General features: G+C 45.0%; 16 protein-coding genes. 13 read left to right on the forward strand and 3 right to left on the reverse strand.

Features of this window, described 5'->3' with window-relative positions:
* Positions 1 to 39: 39 nt before the first annotated feature.
* A complete protein-coding gene (locus HLM86_RS01480; RefSeq protein ID WP_170882124.1) occupies positions 40 to 1,383 on the reverse strand; it encodes a sigma-54-dependent transcriptional regulator in 1,344 nt (447 codons plus the stop codon).
* A gap of 14 nt (positions 1,384 to 1,397) precedes the next feature.
* A complete protein-coding gene (locus tag HLM86_RS01485) occupies positions 1,398 to 3,185 on the reverse strand; it encodes a sensor histidine kinase (RefSeq protein WP_170882123.1) in 1,788 nt (595 codons plus the stop codon).
* A gap of 504 nt (positions 3,186 to 3,689) precedes the next feature.
* On the opposite strand from HLM86_RS01485, the gene tig reads away from it, so the two are divergent.
* The 13 genes from tig to pyrF all read left to right on the forward strand — a co-directional run bounded on the left by tig (position 3,690) and on the right by pyrF (position 18,000).
* The gene (gene tig / locus HLM86_RS01490; RefSeq protein ID WP_076585320.1) at positions 3,690 to 4,994 is read left to right on the forward strand and encodes a trigger factor; all 1,305 of its coding nucleotides are present in this window, start codon (positions 3,690 to 3,692) and stop codon (positions 4,992 to 4,994) included.
* A gap of 102 nt (positions 4,995 to 5,096) precedes the next feature.
* A complete protein-coding gene (clpP, locus tag HLM86_RS01495; RefSeq protein ID WP_076585318.1) occupies positions 5,097 to 5,723 on the forward strand; it encodes an ATP-dependent Clp endopeptidase proteolytic subunit ClpP in 627 nt (208 codons plus the stop codon).
* Positions 5,724 to 5,812: 89 nt separating this feature from the next.
* Entirely contained in the window at positions 5,813 to 7,096 is a 1,284-nt protein-coding gene (gene clpX, locus HLM86_RS01500; RefSeq protein ID WP_076585316.1) for an ATP-dependent protease ATP-binding subunit ClpX, read from the forward strand.
* A 129-nt stretch (positions 7,097 to 7,225) separates the two neighbouring features.
* Entirely contained in the window at positions 7,226 to 9,577 is a 2,352-nt protein-coding gene (lon, locus tag HLM86_RS01505) for an endopeptidase La (RefSeq protein ID WP_076585314.1), read from the forward strand.
* 193 nt (positions 9,578 to 9,770) lie between these two features.
* Entirely contained in the window at positions 9,771 to 10,043 is a 273-nt protein-coding gene (locus HLM86_RS01510; RefSeq protein ID WP_076585312.1) for an HU family DNA-binding protein, read from the forward strand.
* Between the two features lie 169 nt (positions 10,044 to 10,212).
* A complete protein-coding gene (ppiD, locus tag HLM86_RS01515; protein ID WP_076585310.1) occupies positions 10,213 to 12,066 on the forward strand; it encodes a peptidylprolyl isomerase in 1,854 nt (617 codons plus the stop codon).
* A 138-nt stretch (positions 12,067 to 12,204) separates the two neighbouring features.
* On the forward strand, positions 12,205 to 12,516 hold the full coding sequence (locus tag HLM86_RS01520) for a ComEA family DNA-binding protein (RefSeq protein ID WP_076585308.1): 312 nt from the start codon (positions 12,205 to 12,207) through the stop codon (positions 12,514 to 12,516).
* A gap of 140 nt (positions 12,517 to 12,656) precedes the next feature.
* A complete protein-coding gene (cmk, locus tag HLM86_RS01525; RefSeq protein ID WP_076585306.1) occupies positions 12,657 to 13,337 on the forward strand; it encodes a (d)CMP kinase in 681 nt (226 codons plus the stop codon).
* A 103-nt stretch (positions 13,338 to 13,440) separates the two neighbouring features.
* Positions 13,441 to 15,111 carry a 30S ribosomal protein S1 gene (gene rpsA, locus HLM86_RS01530; protein WP_076585304.1) on the forward strand — a complete coding sequence of 557 codons (1,671 nt, stop codon included), beginning with the start codon at positions 13,441 to 13,443 and terminating at the stop codon, positions 15,109 to 15,111.
* 213 nt (positions 15,112 to 15,324) lie between these two features.
* Positions 15,325 to 15,606 carry an integration host factor subunit beta gene (gene ihfB / locus HLM86_RS01535; RefSeq protein ID WP_076585302.1) on the forward strand — a complete coding sequence of 94 codons (282 nt, stop codon included), beginning with the start codon at positions 15,325 to 15,327 and terminating at the stop codon, positions 15,604 to 15,606.
* Between the two features lie 137 nt (positions 15,607 to 15,743).
* Positions 15,744 to 16,028 (forward strand): LapA family protein, encoded by a 285-nt coding sequence (locus tag HLM86_RS01540; protein WP_076585300.1) that lies wholly within the window; start codon positions 15,744 to 15,746, stop codon positions 16,026 to 16,028.
* Positions 16,029 to 16,052: 24 nt separating this feature from the next.
* Positions 16,053 to 17,222, forward strand: coding sequence for a lipopolysaccharide assembly protein LapB (lapB, locus tag HLM86_RS01545; RefSeq protein WP_076585298.1), 1,170 nt, complete (start codon positions 16,053 to 16,055; stop codon positions 17,220 to 17,222).
* 82 nt (positions 17,223 to 17,304) lie between these two features.
* A complete protein-coding gene (gene pyrF / locus HLM86_RS01550) occupies positions 17,305 to 18,000 on the forward strand; it encodes an orotidine-5'-phosphate decarboxylase (RefSeq protein ID WP_076585296.1) in 696 nt (231 codons plus the stop codon).
* Positions 18,001 to 18,078: 78 nt separating this feature from the next.
* Here the strand turns inward: pyrF and miaE are convergent, their stop codons facing one another.
* The gene (miaE, locus tag HLM86_RS01555) at positions 18,079 to 18,858 is read right to left on the reverse strand and encodes a tRNA isopentenyl-2-thiomethyl-A-37 hydroxylase MiaE (protein WP_076585294.1); all 780 of its coding nucleotides are present in this window, start codon (positions 18,856 to 18,858) and stop codon (positions 18,079 to 18,081) included.

Below are 18,858 nucleotides of genomic sequence, written 5' to 3' on the forward strand. Positions count from 1 at the left end.
GTCATCAGCCATGGGACGGGCTGTTTTGACAGGTAACGCTCAGTCAGGTTTGTAATTGGTCTTGTCGAGGCCAAAGCGCTGCATTTTGTCATAAAGCGTTTTTCTAGCCAGACTCAATTTACTCATGGTCAACTTAAGACTGCCCCCACATTCAATTAACGTTTTTTCCAGCACCTGCCGTTCAAATTCTGCTACCTGCTCTGCCAGTGTCAATGTCTCAACTTGGCTTTCAGTACTTTCACCCAATTGAGTTAGGTTGCCCAATAGGACAAATCGTTCTGCTGCATTACGCAGTTCTCGGACGTTGCCAGGCCAGTCATGGTTGAGCAGTAAAGCCAATGTATTGTTAGGGAGTGCCGGAACGGATTTGGCGTAACGAGACGCCGCGACCAACAAGAAATGATGAAACAATGCGCCAATATCATCTCGCCTTTCCCTCAGGGCGGGTAATGTTAGAGTCACGATATTGAGACGATAGTAAAGATCTTGGCGAAATTGCCCAGTCTCAGCGGCTTTCTTTAAATCAACTTTGGTTGCCGCAATGACTCTTATATTGACTGGAATCAGTTCATTTGAGCCGATACGCTCAATCACACGTTCCTGAAGCACTCTAAGTAAACGAATTTGTGCTTGGATGGGCATGGATTCAATTTCATCAAGAAACAGAGTGCCTCCGTGTGCATGCTCAAACTTACCAATTCGCTGAATCTGCGCGCCGGTAAACGCCCCTTGTTCATGCCCGTAGAGTTCGCTTTCAATCAAACTTTCTGGGACAGCCCCACAATTGATTGCAACAAAATTTTCATCGCGCCGTGCACTTTGTTCATGCAGAGAGCGGGCAACCAGCTCCTTACCTGTCCCTGTTTCACCGAACAAGAGTATATCTGCATGGGTATCGGCGATATGGGCAATGGTATCTCTTAATATTTGAATCGGTGGGGCATTACCTATGATCCTTGGCCCAAGAGTTTGGCTAGCCTTAAGGCTTTGTTTAAGTTTGTGATTCTCTAGAGTCAGGTCGCGCATTTCGCAAGCGCGTCGAGTGGTATCAACTAAACGCTCGACGGCAAAAGGTTTTTCAAGAAAATCGTAGGCACCGTTTCTTAGGGCGTTAACAGCCATAGAAATGTCTCCGTGTCCGGTAATCAGGATCACGGGAATGTCTTTATCTCGATACAGGATCGACGATAGCAGGTTCTCTCCTGACAGACCGGGCAAACAAATATCAGAAATAATGACTTTGGGCATACCTTGGTGCTTTATGGCCAGCAATGCTTCTTCAGCGTTCGAAAAAAATTGGGCGGATATGTCTTCGAGTTCGAAACACTGTTCGATGGCCAAGCGTATGTCGCTTTCATCATCGATAAAAAATACATCGTACATCCGAGGTCCTTGATTCAATCTGACGTTAGAGCATTGGGCAAAGAGATAATAAATCGCGCACCACCAAAAGGCGAGGTCGAGACACTCAATTCTCCTTCCATCGCTTGAATAATTTGCTGTGAAATAGAGAGCCCCAAGCCTAATCCATTTGTTTTGGTGGTGAAAAATGGTTCGAAAATATGGGATAACTGGTCATCAGGGATACCAGAACCATTATCGTCAATGTAGATTAGCACCGCGTCTCCAGATTGTTCGGTCGTCAAACTTACGTACTTGTTTGACTGTGCTTCGACGGCCTGAGCGGCATTAGTAATCAGATTAATCAGAACCTGCTCAATTTGGATGGCGTTAATGTTCACTGCGCCAACCGTATGAGTGCAACGGTATACCAATTGGACACCAAACGACTTTATCTGAGGAGCAACCAGATCTTTCGCGGAAATGAGAATTGGCTCTAAATCTAACACGGTTTTATTGCGAGTCTCTGACTTGCGTGCAAAGGCTTTCAGTTGGCGACTGATCTTAGCCATCCTATCAGTCAGCGCTGATATGCGGCTCAAATTTTCATCGACGCGATCCAGCTTATTGTTCTCCAAGTAACGACGACCATTGTCAGCGAAACTGCGGACAGCGGCCAGTGGGTTATTTAACTCATGACTGATACTCGCCGACATCTGACCAAGAACCGCCAGTTTTGCCGCTTGCACCAACTCGTCTTGAGTTTGGCGCAAGGCTTGTTCGGTTCGGCGACGTTCGGAGACTTCCGCTTGCAGTTCAGCGGTTCTCTCCATCACCAAAAACTCGAGTTTCTGCGTGGCTTCCGACTGGATGTGTTCCAGCTGAAGCTTTTTCAAATAGCGTTGGTGGAACAGTTGAATCATCAAAAAAGCAATGACAAACAGCATTGTCAAAACGAGAGAAAAACTGAGCGTTGCCCAAAAAAGTGCGATCTTTTCGCTCAGCACGCGAATGGTCAGATCGAGAGTAGGTAGAGTGCGACTGGAGACCAAATAGTCACCCTGAATCCAGCCGTTGGATGGATTCTTAAGCTCGGAATGCTTGGTCAGAAGGTCGCCTTCTAGTCCAAGTGACTGGATTTCCGTGTTGAGATATTGCCGACTGTCGGTGATTGTTTTCCGCTCTATTGCAGATAACGATGTCAAACTTTTAAACAACCATTGGGGGTGGCTCGACATAAAAATGACATCGTATTGGTCGGTGGCGACGAGTGTGTCTTGTTTACTTTTCCAGTTTTCCTCTATGGCGGATAGGTCCATTTTTATCACAATAACGCCGATGACCTCAGTCGCATACGTCACAGGATAAGAATAGTAGTACCCCCTTTGTCCAGAGGTAGAACCCAGAGCGAAATATTGGCTGGCACGTCCTTGTATTGCCTCGGAGTAGTAGGGCCTCCAGGCAAAGTTTTTTCCAACGAATGAGACCTCAGATTGCCAGTTGCTGGCTGCGATGGTGTTGCCCCATTTATCGAGTAAGTAGGTATCCGAGGCTTGAATAATTCGATTGACGTTACCCAAATACTGGTTGGTCAATGTCAATTGCGCGACATTCGCCGAATGTTGTAAGGCTGAAATTAGCTCCGTATCCTTGGCGAGTAATTTCGGTAGATGGGCATACTTATCCAATTTAGCTGAGATATGGCTGGAAAAACGGTCCAGCTGAGCCTGATGTTGTTCAAGGAGTGATTGATAGTTGTAACGCCAGACCCACTGTGAACCGGCTGTGATGCACACGAAATACACGACCAGTAGGTAACCATTGGCGCGGCGAAAAGGTGACATGATGTTTCCAATGATTCAAAAAAGGGTATAAAGAGTACGGCTTTTTATGCCTAGCGGGTCTGATTGGATGACGAAAATGCGTTACAAAACCGGACTTAGATCTAGTTTTTCTATTTAAATGAGAAAAAAGGGCCGTTTATCTTGAAAAACCAATCAACGACCCCATTTCTTGTTTGCTAAACAAGTCTATTTGATGGTTTTTATAGCAGTTGACAGAGATTTCAGTTGAATAACTCAGAGAAGCGAGGGATCGGCTCGACAGCTGTCGAGTAGGTCGGTAGAATGCTGCGTCTGAATTTTTATCCTGAGGCTAATCGGAGATACCTTTGGCGGTAATGCTTGAAAGATATCGCTCATTAGTCCGATAACTGACTGGTTTAGTTATCGATACTCGATCTACGAATTGTACTCATAGAGTGCAAACAAACATGAGGTCTGCCTTCAGAATGTAGGGTAGCCACATAAGCTCAGCTCAGTCTGAGCCAGTTTTGAGGTTAAAGAATAATGCAAGTTACTGTTGAAACTCTAGAAGGCCTAGAGCGCCGTCTAAACATTACTGTTCCTGCTGCTAATATCGAAGATGCGGTAACAGCTGAACTACGCAATATCGCTAAAAATCGTCGCTTCGATGGTTTCCGTAAAGGTAAAGTACCTTTAAAAATGGTTGCGAAGATGTACGGCAAAGCAGTACGTCAAGACGTGATGGGTGAGGTTATGCAACGTCACTTTATCGAAGCCATTGTTAAGGAAAAAATTAACCCTGCTGGCGCGCCAACTTTTGCGCCTGTTGACACCAAAGAAGGTGAAGACCTCGTCTTTAATGCTTCATTCGAAGTTTACCCAGACGTTGAACTGAAAGGTCTAGAGAACATCTCTGTTGAAAAACCAACGACAGAAGTTCAAGACTCTGACGTGGAAGAAATGATCGAGACACTTCGTAAACAACAAGCAGGTTGGACTGAAGTAGAAGACGCTGCGGAAGAAGGCAAACGTGCAACGATTGACTTTGTCGGTTCTATCGACGGTGAAGAGTTTGAAGGCGGAAAAGCTGAAAACTTCCCATTAGAGATGGGTGCAGGTCGTATGATCCCAGGTTTTGAAGACGGTATTGCTGGTAAAACAGCGGGTATGGAATTTGAAATTGATGTGACGTTCCCAGATGATTACCACGCTGAAAACTTGAAAGGCAAAGCGGCGAAATTTGCTATAAAAGTCAACAAAGTTGAAGCGCGTGAATTGCCAGAAATCGACGATGAGTTTGTGTCTAAGTTTGGTGTTGCTGAAGGTGGTGTGGATGCACTTAAAGCCGAAGTTCGCAAAAACATGACTCGTGAGCTTAAGCAAGCGGTCAAAAATCGCATCAAAGAGCAGGCGTTGGATGGCTTAGTCAAAGAAAATGACATTGACGTACCTTCTGCACTGATCGATCAAGAAATCGGTACGTTGCGTCAGCAAGCTGCACAGCGTTTTGGTGGTAACCCAGAAGCGGCAGAGCAGCTTCCACGTGAGCTATTCGAAGAACAAGCGAAGCGTCGAGTGGTTGTAGGCCTTCTACTTGGTGAAGTGATCAAGACTGAAGAGCTGAAAGCGGATGACGAGAAAGTGAAGTCACTGATCGAAGAGATGGCGACGGCTTACGAAGACCCATCAGAAGTGATTTCTTACTACGAGCAAAACACCCAAATGATGGAAAATATGCGTAACGTTGCTCTTGAAGAGCAAGCCATTGATGCCATTATCGCGAAAGCACAGGTTTCAGATAAAGAAGTAAGCTTCAACGAACTAATGAACCAACAGCAAGGTCAATAAGCAATATCTTGCGTAGAAGGTTGACGATACGTTAACTATTCTGCTAACAATGGTCCGTATGAGGTTTATCATTCGGGCCATTTATTTTAGGGACATAAGAATATGAGCTACCAAGAAAAAAATGCAATGTCGCCAATTCTAAACGCGTTGGTACCCATGGTTGTTGAGCAGACTTCCCGTGGTGAGCGTTCTTACGATATTTACTCTCGTTTGCTAAAGGAACGTATCATTTTTCTGACAGGCCAGGTGGAAGACCAAATGGCCAACCTAGTGGTAGCACAGCTACTATTCCTAGAGTCAGAAAATCCAGATAAAGACATTTTCTTGTACATCAACTCGCCGGGCGGCAGTGTGACAGCGGGTATGTCTATCTACGACACCATGCAGTACATTAAACCTAATGTAAGTACTGTATGTATGGGTCAAGCGTGTTCTATGGGAGCCTTTCTCCTAGCAGGTGGTGCACCAGGCAAACGTCACGTACTTCCTAATTCACGTGTGATGATTCATCAACCCCTTGGTGGTTTCCAAGGTCAGGCGTCTGATATCCAAATTCATGCTCAGGAAATTTTGACTATCAAGCAGAAGTTAAACAAACTTCTTGCCGAGCACACTGGCCAGCCTCTTGATGTGGTTGAACGTGATACTGATCGAGATAACTTTATGTCGTCAGATCAAGCAGTAGAGTACGGGTTGGTAGACTCGGTCTTGACTCATCACAACGAGTAATACCACATCGCTAAAAGATACAGGCGAAATTTGGTCAAAATTGATATAAACTCAAAACAAGACAGTGAAAGCTAATAAGAGGTTAGCGAATGACAGATAAAAGCAAAGAGAGCGGTAGTAGTAAGCTTCTTTACTGCTCTTTCTGCGGCAAAAGCCAGCACGAAGTTCGCAAGCTAATCGCTGGTCCATCCGTATATATTTGTGACGAATGTGTCGATTTATGTAATGACATTATTCGAGAAGAAATCAAAGATGTGTTACCGAAGAAACAATCTGAGGCACTACCCGTGCCAAGAGAGATCCGTGAACATCTTGATGACTATGTGATTGGACAAGATTACGCTAAAAAAGTGTTAGCTGTAGCCGTTTATAACCACTATAAGCGCTTACGCAACGGAGACACCACCAGTGAAGGTGTTGAACTCGGCAAGAGTAACATTCTTCTCATCGGTCCCACCGGAAGCGGTAAGACTCTACTGGCTGAAACATTAGCTCGTTTCTTGGACGTGCCTTTTACTATGGCCGATGCGACGACGCTGACTGAGGCAGGTTATGTGGGTGAAGATGTTGAAAACATTATTCAGAAACTGCTTCAAAAATGTGATTACGATGTAGCAAAAGCGGAACGTGGAATCGTCTATATTGATGAAATTGATAAGATCTCACGCAAAGCAGAAAACCCTTCCATTACTCGAGATGTCTCGGGAGAAGGTGTTCAGCAAGCGCTACTCAAACTGATCGAGGGCACAGTAGCATCCGTTCCTCCTCAAGGTGGACGCAAGCATCCTCAGCAAGAGTTTTTGCAAGTAGATACATCTAAAATTTTGTTCATCTGTGGCGGTGCGTTTGCAGGCTTGGATAAAGTGATTGAGCAGCGTGTTGCAACTGGTACTAGCATAGGTTTTGGCGCTGAAGTACGCTCCAAAGATGAAACAAAGACCGTCGGAGAGTTGTTCACACAGGTCGAACCAGAAGATTTAGTGAAGTATGGATTGATTCCAGAATTCATTGGTCGTCTGCCTGTTACGACTACATTGACCGAGCTTGATGAAGAAGCCTTGATTCAGATTTTGTGCGAGCCAAAGAATGCACTGACGAAGCAGTATGCAGCGTTATTTGATATTGAGAATTCAGAACTTGAGTTTCGTGAAGATGCGTTACGAGCCATCGCGAAGAAAGCGATGGAGCGTAAGACCGGTGCTCGCGGATTACGCTCTATTCTAGAAGGCGTTCTCCTCGAAACCATGTACGAGTTACCGTCTATGACTGACGTTAGCAAGGTTGTTATTGATGAATCTGTTATCAATGGCGAGTCTGAACCTCTGCTTATTTACAGCAGCTCAGATAACCAAGCGGCTGGTGCAGAATCTTAACCAGATTCACATAAATTACTAAATATTATAAGGAGGTAATCATTTACCTCCTTTTTTTTATTCTTTCATTGAATCCAACCAATTAGCCCCCATATACTGCTCATAAGACTAAGCGGAAGAGAGAAGAATATGAACTTGGAACGTTCCGAACGTATCGAGATCCCCGTACTACCTCTAAGAGATGTAGTCGTTTACCCGCACATGGTAATCCCTTTGTTTGTTGGACGTGAAAAATCCATTGCTTGTTTAGAAGCGGCGATGGATAACAACAAGCAAATACTGCTAGTGGCGCAAAAAAAAGCGGAAACAGATGAACCTGTAAAAGAAGATCTGTTTGATGTGGGTACGGTTGCCACGATTCTTCAATTGCTTAAGCTACCTGATGGTACAGTGAAAGTCCTGGTTGAAGGTCAGCAACGCGCAAAAATACATCAGTTTTCGGAAGACGAGTTCTTTACCGCTGATGCTGAATATTTGTTGACAGAACAGCTTGACGAACGTGAAGAAGAAGTCATTGTCCGCAGTGCGATAAACCAATTTGAAGGTTTTATTAAGCTGAATAAGAAAATTCCGCCAGAAGTCCTTACGTCTTTGAACGGCATCGAGGAAGCCGCTCGGTTAGCGGATACCATTGCTGCCCATATGCCGCTAAAGCTTTCAGACAAACAAATTGTACTCGAAACCTTAGGTGTTAGTGACCGTCTTGAGTTTCTGATGGGGCAAATGGAGTCTGAAATTGATTTGCTGCAAGTGGAAAAGCGCATTCGCACCCGTGTGAAAAAACAGATGGAAAAATCTCAGCGTGAGTATTATTTGAATGAGCAAATGAAAGCCATTCAGAAAGAGTTGGGTGAAACAGAAGACGGTGTTGACGAGTTTGAAACGCTTAAGCAAAAAATTGTCGACTCGAAAATGCCGAAAGAGGCCAGCGAAAAGACCAATCAAGAGTTACAAAAACTCAAAATGATGTCTCCAATGTCAGCAGAAGCGACGGTGGTTCGTGGCTACATTGATTGGATGTTGGGTGTCCCATGGCACAAGCGCTCGAAAGTGAAGAAAAACCTCGCTAAAGCGGAAGAAGTGCTCAATGAAGATCACTTTGGTTTGGAGCGTGTGAAAGAACGAATTCTTGAGTATTTGGCGGTGCAGAACCGAATCAACAAACTCAAGGGGCCTATTTTATGCTTAGTTGGACCTCCAGGGGTGGGTAAAACCTCACTGGGACGTTCAATTGCTGCCGCGACTGGCCGTCAATACACTCGAATGGCTTTGGGTGGCGTGCGCGATGAAGCAGAAATACGTGGACATCGTCGGACTTATATTGGCTCAATGCCAGGGAAACTGATTCAGAAAATGTCGAAAGTTGGCGTTAAGAACCCCCTATTCTTGCTTGATGAAATAGACAAAATGTCATCAGACATGCGTGGTGACCCGTCGTCCGCACTGCTCGAAGTTCTCGATCCCGAGCAAAATAATGCGTTCAATGACCATTACCTTGAGGTTGACTACGATCTATCTGATGTGATGTTCGTCGCAACATCAAATTCAATGAACATCCCAGGCCCCTTACTCGACCGTATGGAAGTCATTCGTTTATCAGGGTATACCGAAGACGAAAAGCTTAATATCGCGAAACGCCATTTGGTTGATAAACAAATTCAACGAAATGGTCTTAAGGCTGGGGAAATTGACATCGAGGACTCGGCAATCATAGGGATCGTTCGTTACTACACTCGCGAAGCGGGTGTTCGTAGTTTGGAACGTGAAATTTCTAAGATCTGTCGTAAAGCGGTTAAAAACATTCTGCTGGATAAAAACCTGAAAACGGTCAACGTGAACATGGACAACCTAAAGGAATATTTAGGTGTTCAGCGTCACGATTTTGGCAAAGCAGACGACAGCAACCGCATTGGTCAAGTCACTGGGTTGGCGTGGACGGAAGTTGGCGGTGATCTCCTCACTATTGAAACAGAATCAACGCCTGGCAAAGGTAAGCTAACTCAAACCGGATCGTTGGGCGATGTGATGCAGGAGTCAATTCAGGCTGCGATGACCGTGGTGCGTTCACGAGCGGTCAAACTGGGTATCAACGTCGATTTTTATGAAAAGCGTGATATTCATGTGCACGTTCCTGAAGGGGCGACCCCGAAAGACGGTCCAAGTGCTGGTATTGCAATGTGTACAGCACTTGTGTCCAGCTTGACAGGTAACCCAGTCAAAGCTGAGGTCGCGATGACCGGTGAAATCACGCTGCGTGGTGAAGTGCTGCCGATAGGGGGGCTGAAAGAAAAACTGCTCGCCGCTCATCGTGGTGGTATCAAGACCGTCTTGATTCCCAAAGACAATGAACGTGATTTGGAAGAAATCCCAGACAATGTTATCGCTGACCTAAAGGTCATTCCTGTGCAATGGATTGATGATGTCCTGAAAGTTGCGTTGGAAAAAGACCCGTCAGGTGTTGAAATTGCTGCTGTAAAATAGTGATGTGTAGCAAAAATAAGTAAAAGATTACGCTGATAAGCACAAAAAGCCTTGTCAGCGTTTTTTTTGGGAGCTAACGTTACCAACATAGCTTCAGGCCTTGTCATATAAGGGGTTGAGGTTAGTTTTAAATTGAAATGGAACGAATGCCGTCTTTACAAAATAATAACGGGCGGCGCAAAGGGGAATCACAGTGAATAAAACACAATTAGTAGAAAAAATTGCTGAAAGCGCAGACCTGTCTAAAGCATCAGCAGGTCGAGCTTTAGATGCATTCATCGAAGCAGTGGGTGACACGCTACAGTCTGGCGATCAAGTCGCACTTGTCGGCTTTGGTACGTTCAGTGTGCGTACTCGTGCTGCTCGCACTGGTCGTAACCCTAAAACGGGTGATGAAATTCAAATCGCTGAAGCCAAAGTCCCAGCCTTTAAAGCCGGTAAAGCGCTGAAAGACGCTTGCAATTAAAAAATTGCCTTAAATGCAGTTTTTGTCAGAACCTTTTTAAATTATGCGCATCCTACTGATGCGCATTTCTTTTTCTGGTACTATCGCGCTATCTGATTTTAATTATAACGTACATCGTGTTAACGACAGTTGAGTTAAGTGCGATCTACATGTGGAGAGTGTTTTAAATATGATGGATCGATTACGCGAGGGCGTTAATAGCATCGCGGTTAAAATTATCCTTGGATTAATTATCCTGTCTTTTGTTTTCACGGGTGTTGGTGGTCTTGTCGGTGATGGAAGTAACCCTGCCGCTAAAGTCGGTAACAGTGAGATTGGGCGTAATGAGTTTGAACAGGCCTACCAAAATGAACGTAATCGCATGCAATCTCAGCTAGGTGATTACTTCTCTAATTTGCTCGCCGATCCGACCTATGTAGCCTCATTCCGTAAATCCGTCTTAGACAGAATGGTCAATGATTTATTGCTTGAGCAACACGCCGAGGCACTTGGTTTAAGGATCAGTGATGCACAGATCAGCAAAATGATTACTGAATTGCCTCAGTTTCAGGTTGAGGGTAAGTTCGATCAAGATGTATATCTGGCTACGCTTCGTCGTGCAGGTTATACCCCAGATGGATTTGCGGAGTATTTGCGTAAAGATTTGGTTCGCAACCAGTTACTAACGGCCGTTCAAGCTAGCGATTTTTCACTTGACGGTGAGATCGAAGCACAGAGCAAACTGCTGACGCAAACTCGTGAAATAAAGAAAATGACACTTTCTTTATCAGACTTTGCCAACAAGGCCGAGTTGTCTGAGCAAGAAATTAATGACTTCTACTCTGAGAATACGGACCAGTATACCCGTCCAGAACAGTTCAAAGTTGCCTATATTGAGCTTTCTGCCCAACAGCTCAAACAATCTGTTGTGGTCACAGGTACGCAAGCTTATCAATATTATCAGGATCACCTCGACCAGTACTCTTCTCAAGAACAACGTCGAGTGAGTCACATCCTAGTCGAAGGTGATGATCAGGCTAAAGCTCAAGCGATGCTTGATGAGCTTAATAACGGAGCTGATTTTGCCACTCTGGCCCAACAAAAATCTGAGGATGTTGGTAGTGCGTCAGAGGGAGGTTCACTGGGTTGGATTGAACGTGATGTCATGGACCCTGCCTTTGAAGAGGCGGCGTTCGCTCTGAAAAAAGCGGGTGATGTGTCGGCTCTAGTGAAGTCCGACTTTGGTTATCACATCATTAAGCTTGATGAATTAAAGCGTTCTGAAGTCAAGCCGTTTGGCGATGTCGTTGCAGAGATTAAGCAAGAGATGCAAGATCAGCAAGCCGTCGATAAATTCTATACACTTCAGAGTGAATTGGAAAAAGTGGCTTTCGAGTCACACAAGTCACTCGATGATTCTGCCAACGTGATCAAAGCAGAAATCCATACGACTGATTTTGTATCACAGGCTGAAGCGCCAGAATTACTGAAAACGCCTGCCGTAATGCAAGCGATTTTAAGCACTGCCGTAAAAGAAGACAGAGACAACTCAGAGGTTATTGAGGTGGCACCTGAGCATGTAATTGTTGTGCGTGTTGAAGATCTTCGTGAGGAAACGGTCTTGCCATTAGAGCAAGTGCGTGACCAGGTCACAGCATCGTTGGCAAAAGTGAAAGGCGAGCAAACTGCGATTGAATTGGCGGATACCTTGGTTGCTGAATTGAAGAAAGGTGATCAAACATTACTGGCGGAAAATGCCCTTGAGTTTGGTGCTGAGGAAAGTATTGATCGCAGTTCACCGTTAGCTAATATTGTCTTTTCGATGAAAAAACCGGAAGAGAATCAGGTCGAATTTGCTCAGGCTAAAGATTTGAATGGTGATATTGTAGTGGTTGAGTTGACAAACGTGAAGTCAGAGAATGATGCGCAATATCATAGCCAAATCGGTGAGCAATTAGTTCAGGTTAACTCACAACAGAACCTGTCAGGGTTGTTGAGTATCTTGCGTAAGGACACAGAGATTCAGTACTTTATCTCCCAATAACATCAATATCTGTAATTGATTGGTTTATCACTAGGGGCTGCTTTTGCAGCCCCTAGCATTTCTATTTCTCCTCACCTCGGTTGGTGCTTCGTCTACGTTATGCTGTGAACTCAGTGTTTAGTCAAAAGGGAGAAAACAATGAAGAAGATACGGTTAATCGTAATGGTTATAGTGGCAATCATATCGCCGATGTCACTGGCTGATCAAAAAGTGGGTGTTGAAAAAGAAGTAGATTCGAAATATGAAGGTATTGATATTACCGTGAATATTAACGCGGCTAGTGCCACTGAGCTTGCTGATCTATTGACAGGGATTGGGCTTAAGAAAGCACAGGCGATTGTGCACTACCGGGAAAAGAATGGTCCCTTTGTCAACGTCTCGGATCTTACCTTAGTGAAAGGAGTAGGTCAGGGGTTGGTTGAAAAGAATCGCCGTCGTCTGCGTTTATGAATAAATAGAGCGCCCTGCGCTCTATTTATTGCATTATTCCTTTCAATCCTGACTGGTGTCACGCGATAAATCCCACTATAATTCACGCCGAATATTGGTCAGCGGTTTGGCCAAAATTTCCAATCAATGTGGAGTAAAACATGTCGTCTCATACGCCGGTCGTCACCGTTGATGGTCCCAGTGGTGCAGGTAAAGGCACTCTCTGTATGCTTTTAGCGAGAAAGCTCGATTTTCATTTACTTGATTCAGGCGCCATATACCGCGTATTAGCCTTAGCGGCGCTGCATCATGGTGTCGATTTAGAGTCAGAAGATGCATTAGTCCCGATCGCCTCTCACTTAGACGTTCAATTTATTGCCGAGGGTGACTTGGTTAAAGTCATTCTTGAAGGCGAAGATGTTTCGCGCGAGTTACGTAAAGAACAGACGGGTATGGCGGCGTCGAAAATCGCTGCTCTACCTCGCGTACGAGAAGCTTTATTACGCCGTCAGCGTGCTTTCAGTGAAGGGAGTGGCCTTGTTGCAGATGGGCGAGACATGGGCACCGTTGTCTTTCCTCAGGCCGAGGTGAAAATTTTCCTTGATGCAAGTGCTGAAGAACGGGCCAGTCGCCGGTTTAAACAGTTGCAAGGCAAGGGCTTAGATGTTAAATTTGAGCACCTTTTGAGCGAGATCCAAGAGCGTGACGATCGAGATCGTAATCGCCCGGTGGCACCGTTACGCCCCGCTGAGGATGCGCTTGTGCTGGATTCCACTACGTTATCTATCGACGAAGTGGTTGAAAAAGCACTACAATATACCGAATCTAAACTAGTAGTTTAGGCTACTAGGTAAGAGCGTTGGTCGCAAGGATGATGGCTGGCGAATTTAATAACCCCATGTGGTAGGACACCCGTGGACGTTTAATTTATTGAAGATTAACTAAATGACTGAATCTTTTGCTCAACTCTTTGAAGAGTTTCTAAACGAAACTGAATTCCAACAAGGCACTATCGTTAAAGGTACTGTTGTCGCTATCGAGAACGGTTTCGTTCTTGTTGATGCGGGCCTTAAGTCTGAATCTGCAATCCCAGCAGAACAGTTCAAGAACGCTGCAGGCGAACTTGAAGTTGAAGTGGGTACAGAAGTCGACGTAGCGCTAGACGCTGTAGAAGATGGTTTCGGTGAAACTCAGCTTTCTCGTGAGAAAGCGAAGCGTCACGAAGCTTGGATCGTTCTAGAGAAAGCTTACGAAGAAGCTGAAACTGTTGTTGGTATCATCAACGGTAAAGTGAAAGGCGGTTTCACTGTTGAACTTAACGGTATCCGTGCTTTCCTTCCTGGTTCTCTAGTAGACGTACGTCCAATTCGCGACACTGCTCACCTAGAAAATAAAGAGCTAGAGTTCAAAGTTATCAAACTTGACCAGAAGCGTAACAACGTTGTTGTTTCTCGCCGTGCGGTTATTGAGTCTGAGAACAGCGTTGAGCGTGATGAGCTTCTTGAGTCTCTACAAGAAGGCGCAGAAGTTAAAGGTATCGTTAAGAACCTAACTGACTACGGCGCGTTCGTAGATCTAGGTGGTGTTGACGGTCTACTGCACATCACAGATATGGCTTGGAAGCGCGTTAAGCATCCTTCTGAGATCGTTAACGTTGGTGACGAAATCCAAGTTAAAGTTCTTAAGTTCGATCGTGAGCGCACTCGTGTATCTTTAGGTCTTAAGCAACTTGGTGAAGATCCATGGGTAGCAATCGCTAAGCGTTACCCAGAAGGTCACAGACTTTCTGGTCGTGTTACTAACCTAACTGACTACGGCTGCTTCGTTGAAATTGAAGAAGGCGTTGAAGGTCTAGTACACGTTTCTGAAATGGACTGGACGAACAAGAACATTCACCCATCTAAAGTTGTTAATGTTGGCGACGAAGTTGAGGTTATGGTTCTTGAAATCGACGAAGAGCGTCGTCGTATCTCTCTAGGTCTGAAACAGTGTAAAGCGAACCCTTGGCAGTCTTTCGCTGAAGCGCAAGCTAAAGGCGACAAAGTAACAGGTAAGATCAAGTCTATCACTGACTTTGGTATCTTCATCGGTCTTGACGGCGGCATCGACGGTCTAGTTCACCTATCTGACATTTCTTGGAATGTGACAGGCGAAGATGCAGTTCGTGAATACAAGAAGGGTGACGAGATCTCTGCAGTTGTTCTAGCTGTTGATGCTGAGCGCGAGCGTATCTCACTAGGCGTTAAGCAAATGGAAAATGACCCATTCAACGCTTATGTTGCTGAGAAGAAGAAAGGTGTACTTGTTAACGGTACTGTTACGGCAGTAGACGCGAAAGGTGCAACTATCGAGCTTGAAGAAGGCGTAGAAGGTTACATCCGTGCTTCTGAAGCATCACGTGACCGCGTTGAAGATGCTTCTCTAGTCCTAAGCGTTGGCGACAGCGTTGAAGCGAAGTTCACAGGTGTAGACCGTAAGAACCGCGTAATCAACTTGTCTGTTAAAGCCAAAGATGAAGCTGAAGAGCAAGAAGCAATGGCGACTCTGAACAAAACTGATGAAGCTTCGTTCGGTAACGCAATGGCTGACGCATTCAAAGCAGCTAAAGGCGAATAATCATTCGTTTTATTAAGAAAAGGAGCCGATAAGGCTCCTTTTTTATGTGGCTAACGACTATCTTTATAATATCAATCCCAACAAGCCACTCACATAAATCATAATTATTAATTACACAAACCCCTGATTTTGTGTCTAGAATTGATAGCAAGTGTTTGTTGGAATTAGTATTACTTACTATAATAAGTGATGAATGACTCTATGAGGGAAACTATGACTAAGTCTGAACTAATTGAGAGACTCTGTGCTGAGCAAACCCACCTATCAGCAAAAGAGATTGAAGACGCCGTTAAAGACATTTTAGAGCATATGGCTTCGACATTAGAGGATGGAGACAGAATCGAGATTCGTGGATTCGGTAGCTTCTCTCTTCACTATCGCGAGCCTCGTGTAGGGCGAAACCCAAAGACCGGTGATAAAGTAGAGTTAGACGGTAAATACGTACCGCATTTTAAACCGGGTAAGGAATTGCGTGAGCGTGTTAATCTCAGTTGATCGCTGAGCACATTTTTCAAAACGGCATACTGAAGGTATGCCGTTTTTTTATGAAACGAAATTCTCAGATAACCATGGTTTGTTTTAAGGTTTTACTGCATAATCGTACCAGCAGATCTCCATATAGGTGACACAATATGAAAATTATAAAAACGCTTATCGTGCTGGTCTTATTTCTGATGACGTTGTTTTTGGGCTCTCTAAACCGAGAAGTCGTTAACTTTAATTACTTACTGGCACAAGGCGACTTTTATCTTTCAACCCTTTTGGGCAGTGTTTTTGTTGTTGGCTTTGTATTGGCTTGGCTTATCTTTGGTAGCTTGTATTTGCGTGCTCAGCTCCAAGTAAAAAAGTTAAGAAAGCAACTGATTGAGTTGTCACCAAGAGAGGGTGAAACGCAACAACAGGTCAACGCCAAATAAGCAGTATAGGTAGATGTTTACTCGATGCTAGAAATACTCTTCTTGTTACTGCCAATCGCCGCCGCTTATGGTTGGTACATGGGCAACCGAAGTGCCCAGCAAGACAAGCAGAAACATTCCAATCAAATATCTCGTCAATACGTGACGGGCTTAAACCTGCTTTTGTCAGACCAGTCCGATAAAGCGGTTGACCACTTTATCGAACTCCTTCAAGTCGACAATGAGACCATAGATACTCACCTTGCGCTGGGTAACTTGTTCCGTTCGAGGGGAGAAGTCGACCGCGCGATACGTATTCACCAGAACTTGATTTCACGTTCAGGGCTCACCGTCGACCAAAAGAACATTGCTTTGCAGCAACTCGCTAAAGATTACATGGTTTCTGGCTTCCTTGACCGTGCGGAAAAAATCTTCGAACAGTTGGTTAGTGAGCCGGATCATAAGGAAGCTGCTTTACACCAGCTGGTTACGATTTATCAGCAGACCCGTGAATGGTCAAAAGCGATTCAATATGCCTCTCAACTCGTTAAGCTCGGTAAAAAGCGGATGAGAAGCACGATTGCCCACTTTTTATGTGAATTGGCTCTGCAGGCGAAAACCGACGGCGATGATAGTGGTGCAATTCAGTATTTTAAACGTGCCTTGTCCGAGGATGACAAATGTGTGCGTGCCAGTATCTCTTTAGGTAGACATTATCTCGACGTTGAAGATTATGCGCAAACTATCAAGTATATGAAAAGGGTCATCGAGCAGGATATCGATTTTATCAGTGAGGTATTGCCGATTCTAGCGGATTGCTACCATCATCTTGGTCAGGAAGAAGAGTTGCTTGATTTTCTGCGTCAGTGTATTTCGGCTAAGGCGGGGGTTTCTGCAGAGTTGATGCTGGCGCAGATGGTGGCGCAGCATGATGGCGCTGGCTCAGCCCAAGAGCTGTTGACGCGCCAGTTGGTTATTAACCCGACGATGAAAGGTTTTTATCGGTTGATGGATTACCATCTCGCCGACGCAGAGGAAGGCCGAGCCAAAGCCAGTTTGCAAACCTTGCAAAAATTAGTTGGCGAACAACTTAAAGTCAAACCGCATTACCGTTGTCGAAAGTGTGGTTTCTCTACGCATTCGATGTACTGGCACTGCCCGTCATGCAAAGGGTGGGGAACCATTAAGCCAATACGTGGCCTTGATGGTGAATAATGAATAAGATTGGTGTTCCAATCAAAAAAATAGCAGCGGTGATCCCGCTGCTTTTTTTAGGCATGTGTAAGTAGGAGATGAAATGATTGATCAAAAAGTAATTGTCGCACTAGATTACGCTAATCAAGCGGAGGCACTGGCGTTTGTCGACAAAATTGACCCAAGTGCGTGCCGGTTGAAAGTGGGTAAGGAAATGTTCACCTTATTCGGCCCTGAATTTGTGAAACAATTGCATCAGCGCGACTTTTCGGTATTTTTGGACTTAAAGTTTCATGATATACCCAACACATGCTCTAAAGCCGTACGAGCTGCGGCTGACCTTGGAGTATGGATGGTCAACGTTCATGCCAGCGGTGGCGAAAGAATGATGACAGCCTGCCGAGAAATTCTTCAACCGTATGCCAATGAGCGTCCTTTGTTAATTGGCGTCACGGTTCTGACTAGCATGCAGCAAACGGATCTCGCAGGCATAGGCATTGATGTGGATCCTAAACAGCACGTCGGCCGCTTGGCAACGTTAGCAAAAAACTCTGGCTTGGATGGGGTTGTCTGTTCGGCTCAGGAAGCCACGATGTTGAACGCTGATCTCGGTAAAGAGTTTAAGCTTGTTACCCCAGGAATACGACCTCTCGGTGCTGATGTGGGTGATCAAAAACGGATTATGACACCAGTAGAAGCGATTCAATCGGGGGCAGATTATTTGGTGATTGGTCGCCCAATTACGTTAGCCGAAAACCCAGCGGCGGTACTGAAAGAGATTAATGCATCTTTGATCTAACCACGTGATGTTATCAGCATGGGGCTCTGAGGCTTTACATCTGTGCCTCGTGAGCCTCTTGTTTATACGATGGCGTGGTCAACACGAGAGGGCAGGTGCCCCACTATGGAACTTAAAATCATTATCTGGGCTGGAAATGAACTCAGCTTCAAGTTGACCAAAAAACGCTACTCGTTGAGAGATGTCTTTCCCCGCGATGTCCTTCGCCAGAGTCAGGTAGTCTTGAAAATGGCGGGCTTCTGATCGTAACAAGGAAAGATAAAACTTAGCTATGTCGTCATCCATATGGGGCGCTAGCTTGGCAAAGCGCTCACAAGAGCGTGCTTCGATATAAGCCCCGATAATGAGTTTATCGATTAGGGTTTGAGGCTCATGGGTTTTCATATGAGCTAAAAGCCCTTTTGCGTAACGGCCAGCGGGAATTGGTTCGTAGGTTAGCCCGCGTTGCTCGATTATTTCCAACACCTGATAAAAATGGTGCAATTCTTCTTTAATGAGCAAGACCATTTTGTCTATCAGGTTTTGGCTATACATCGATTCTGATTTGGCTATGATTGATTTAGAAATCGCGCTTTTTCCTTTCAACGTCGCCAGAGAACCGATTTTTTTATAGGCAAAGTCTTCATAAGGTTTGAACCAATCCAACAGATTGAGCTGGCTGGATTTATCAACAGCGTATTTACGAATTAGATACATTGCTGATTGTCCAGCTTTCAGCTCGCACATTAAATGATCCATCAACACGGTCTTCAGGTTTTCTGGTTTACGTGCTTCCACCACCCATGATTCTGGTGTAGAGCATTGCAGAAAACGGTTGATAGGAAGAAGCAGAGAATCGTAGTTATCGAAGTCAGTCAT

The sequence above is a fragment of the Vibrio ostreicida genome (genome assembly GCF_013074385.2).
Lineage (GTDB): Bacteria > Pseudomonadota > Gammaproteobacteria > Enterobacterales > Vibrionaceae > Vibrio > Vibrio ostreicida.

Bases quoted from the DNA above. Each gene is read 5' to 3' on its own strand.
- clpP (WP_076585318.1), top strand. From the start codon at position 5,097: ATGAGCTACCAAGAAAAAAATGCAATGTCGCCAATTCTAAACGCGTTG.
- lon (WP_076585314.1), top strand. From the start codon at position 7,226: ATGAACTTGGAACGTTCCGAACGTATCGAGATCCCCGTACTACCTCTA.
- rpsA (WP_076585304.1), top strand. From the start codon at position 13,441: ATGACTGAATCTTTTGCTCAACTCTTTGAAGAGTTTCTAAACGAAACT.
- HLM86_RS01480 (WP_170882124.1), bottom strand. From the start codon at position 1,383: ATGTACGATGTATTTTTTATCGATGATGAAAGCGACATACGCTTGGCC.
- lapB (WP_076585298.1), top strand. From the start codon at position 16,053: ATGCTAGAAATACTCTTCTTGTTACTGCCAATCGCCGCCGCTTATGGT.
- cmk (WP_076585306.1), top strand. From the start codon at position 12,657: ATGTCGTCTCATACGCCGGTCGTCACCGTTGATGGTCCCAGTGGTGCA.
- miaE (WP_076585294.1), bottom strand. From the start codon at position 18,858: ATGACTGACTTCGATAACTACGATTCTCTGCTTCTTCCTATCAACCGT.
- ppiD (WP_076585310.1), top strand. From the start codon at position 10,213: ATGATGGATCGATTACGCGAGGGCGTTAATAGCATCGCGGTTAAAATT.
- pyrF (WP_076585296.1), top strand. From the start codon at position 17,305: ATGATTGATCAAAAAGTAATTGTCGCACTAGATTACGCTAATCAAGCG.
- clpX (WP_076585316.1), top strand. From the start codon at position 5,813: ATGACAGATAAAAGCAAAGAGAGCGGTAGTAGTAAGCTTCTTTACTGC.
- HLM86_RS01520 (WP_076585308.1), top strand. From the start codon at position 12,205: ATGAAGAAGATACGGTTAATCGTAATGGTTATAGTGGCAATCATATCG.
- tig (WP_076585320.1), top strand. From the start codon at position 3,690: ATGCAAGTTACTGTTGAAACTCTAGAAGGCCTAGAGCGCCGTCTAAAC.
- HLM86_RS01540 (WP_076585300.1), top strand. From the start codon at position 15,744: ATGAAAATTATAAAAACGCTTATCGTGCTGGTCTTATTTCTGATGACG.
- ihfB (WP_076585302.1), top strand. From the start codon at position 15,325: ATGACTAAGTCTGAACTAATTGAGAGACTCTGTGCTGAGCAAACCCAC.
- HLM86_RS01485 (WP_170882123.1), bottom strand. From the start codon at position 3,185: ATGTCACCTTTTCGCCGCGCCAATGGTTACCTACTGGTCGTGTATTTC.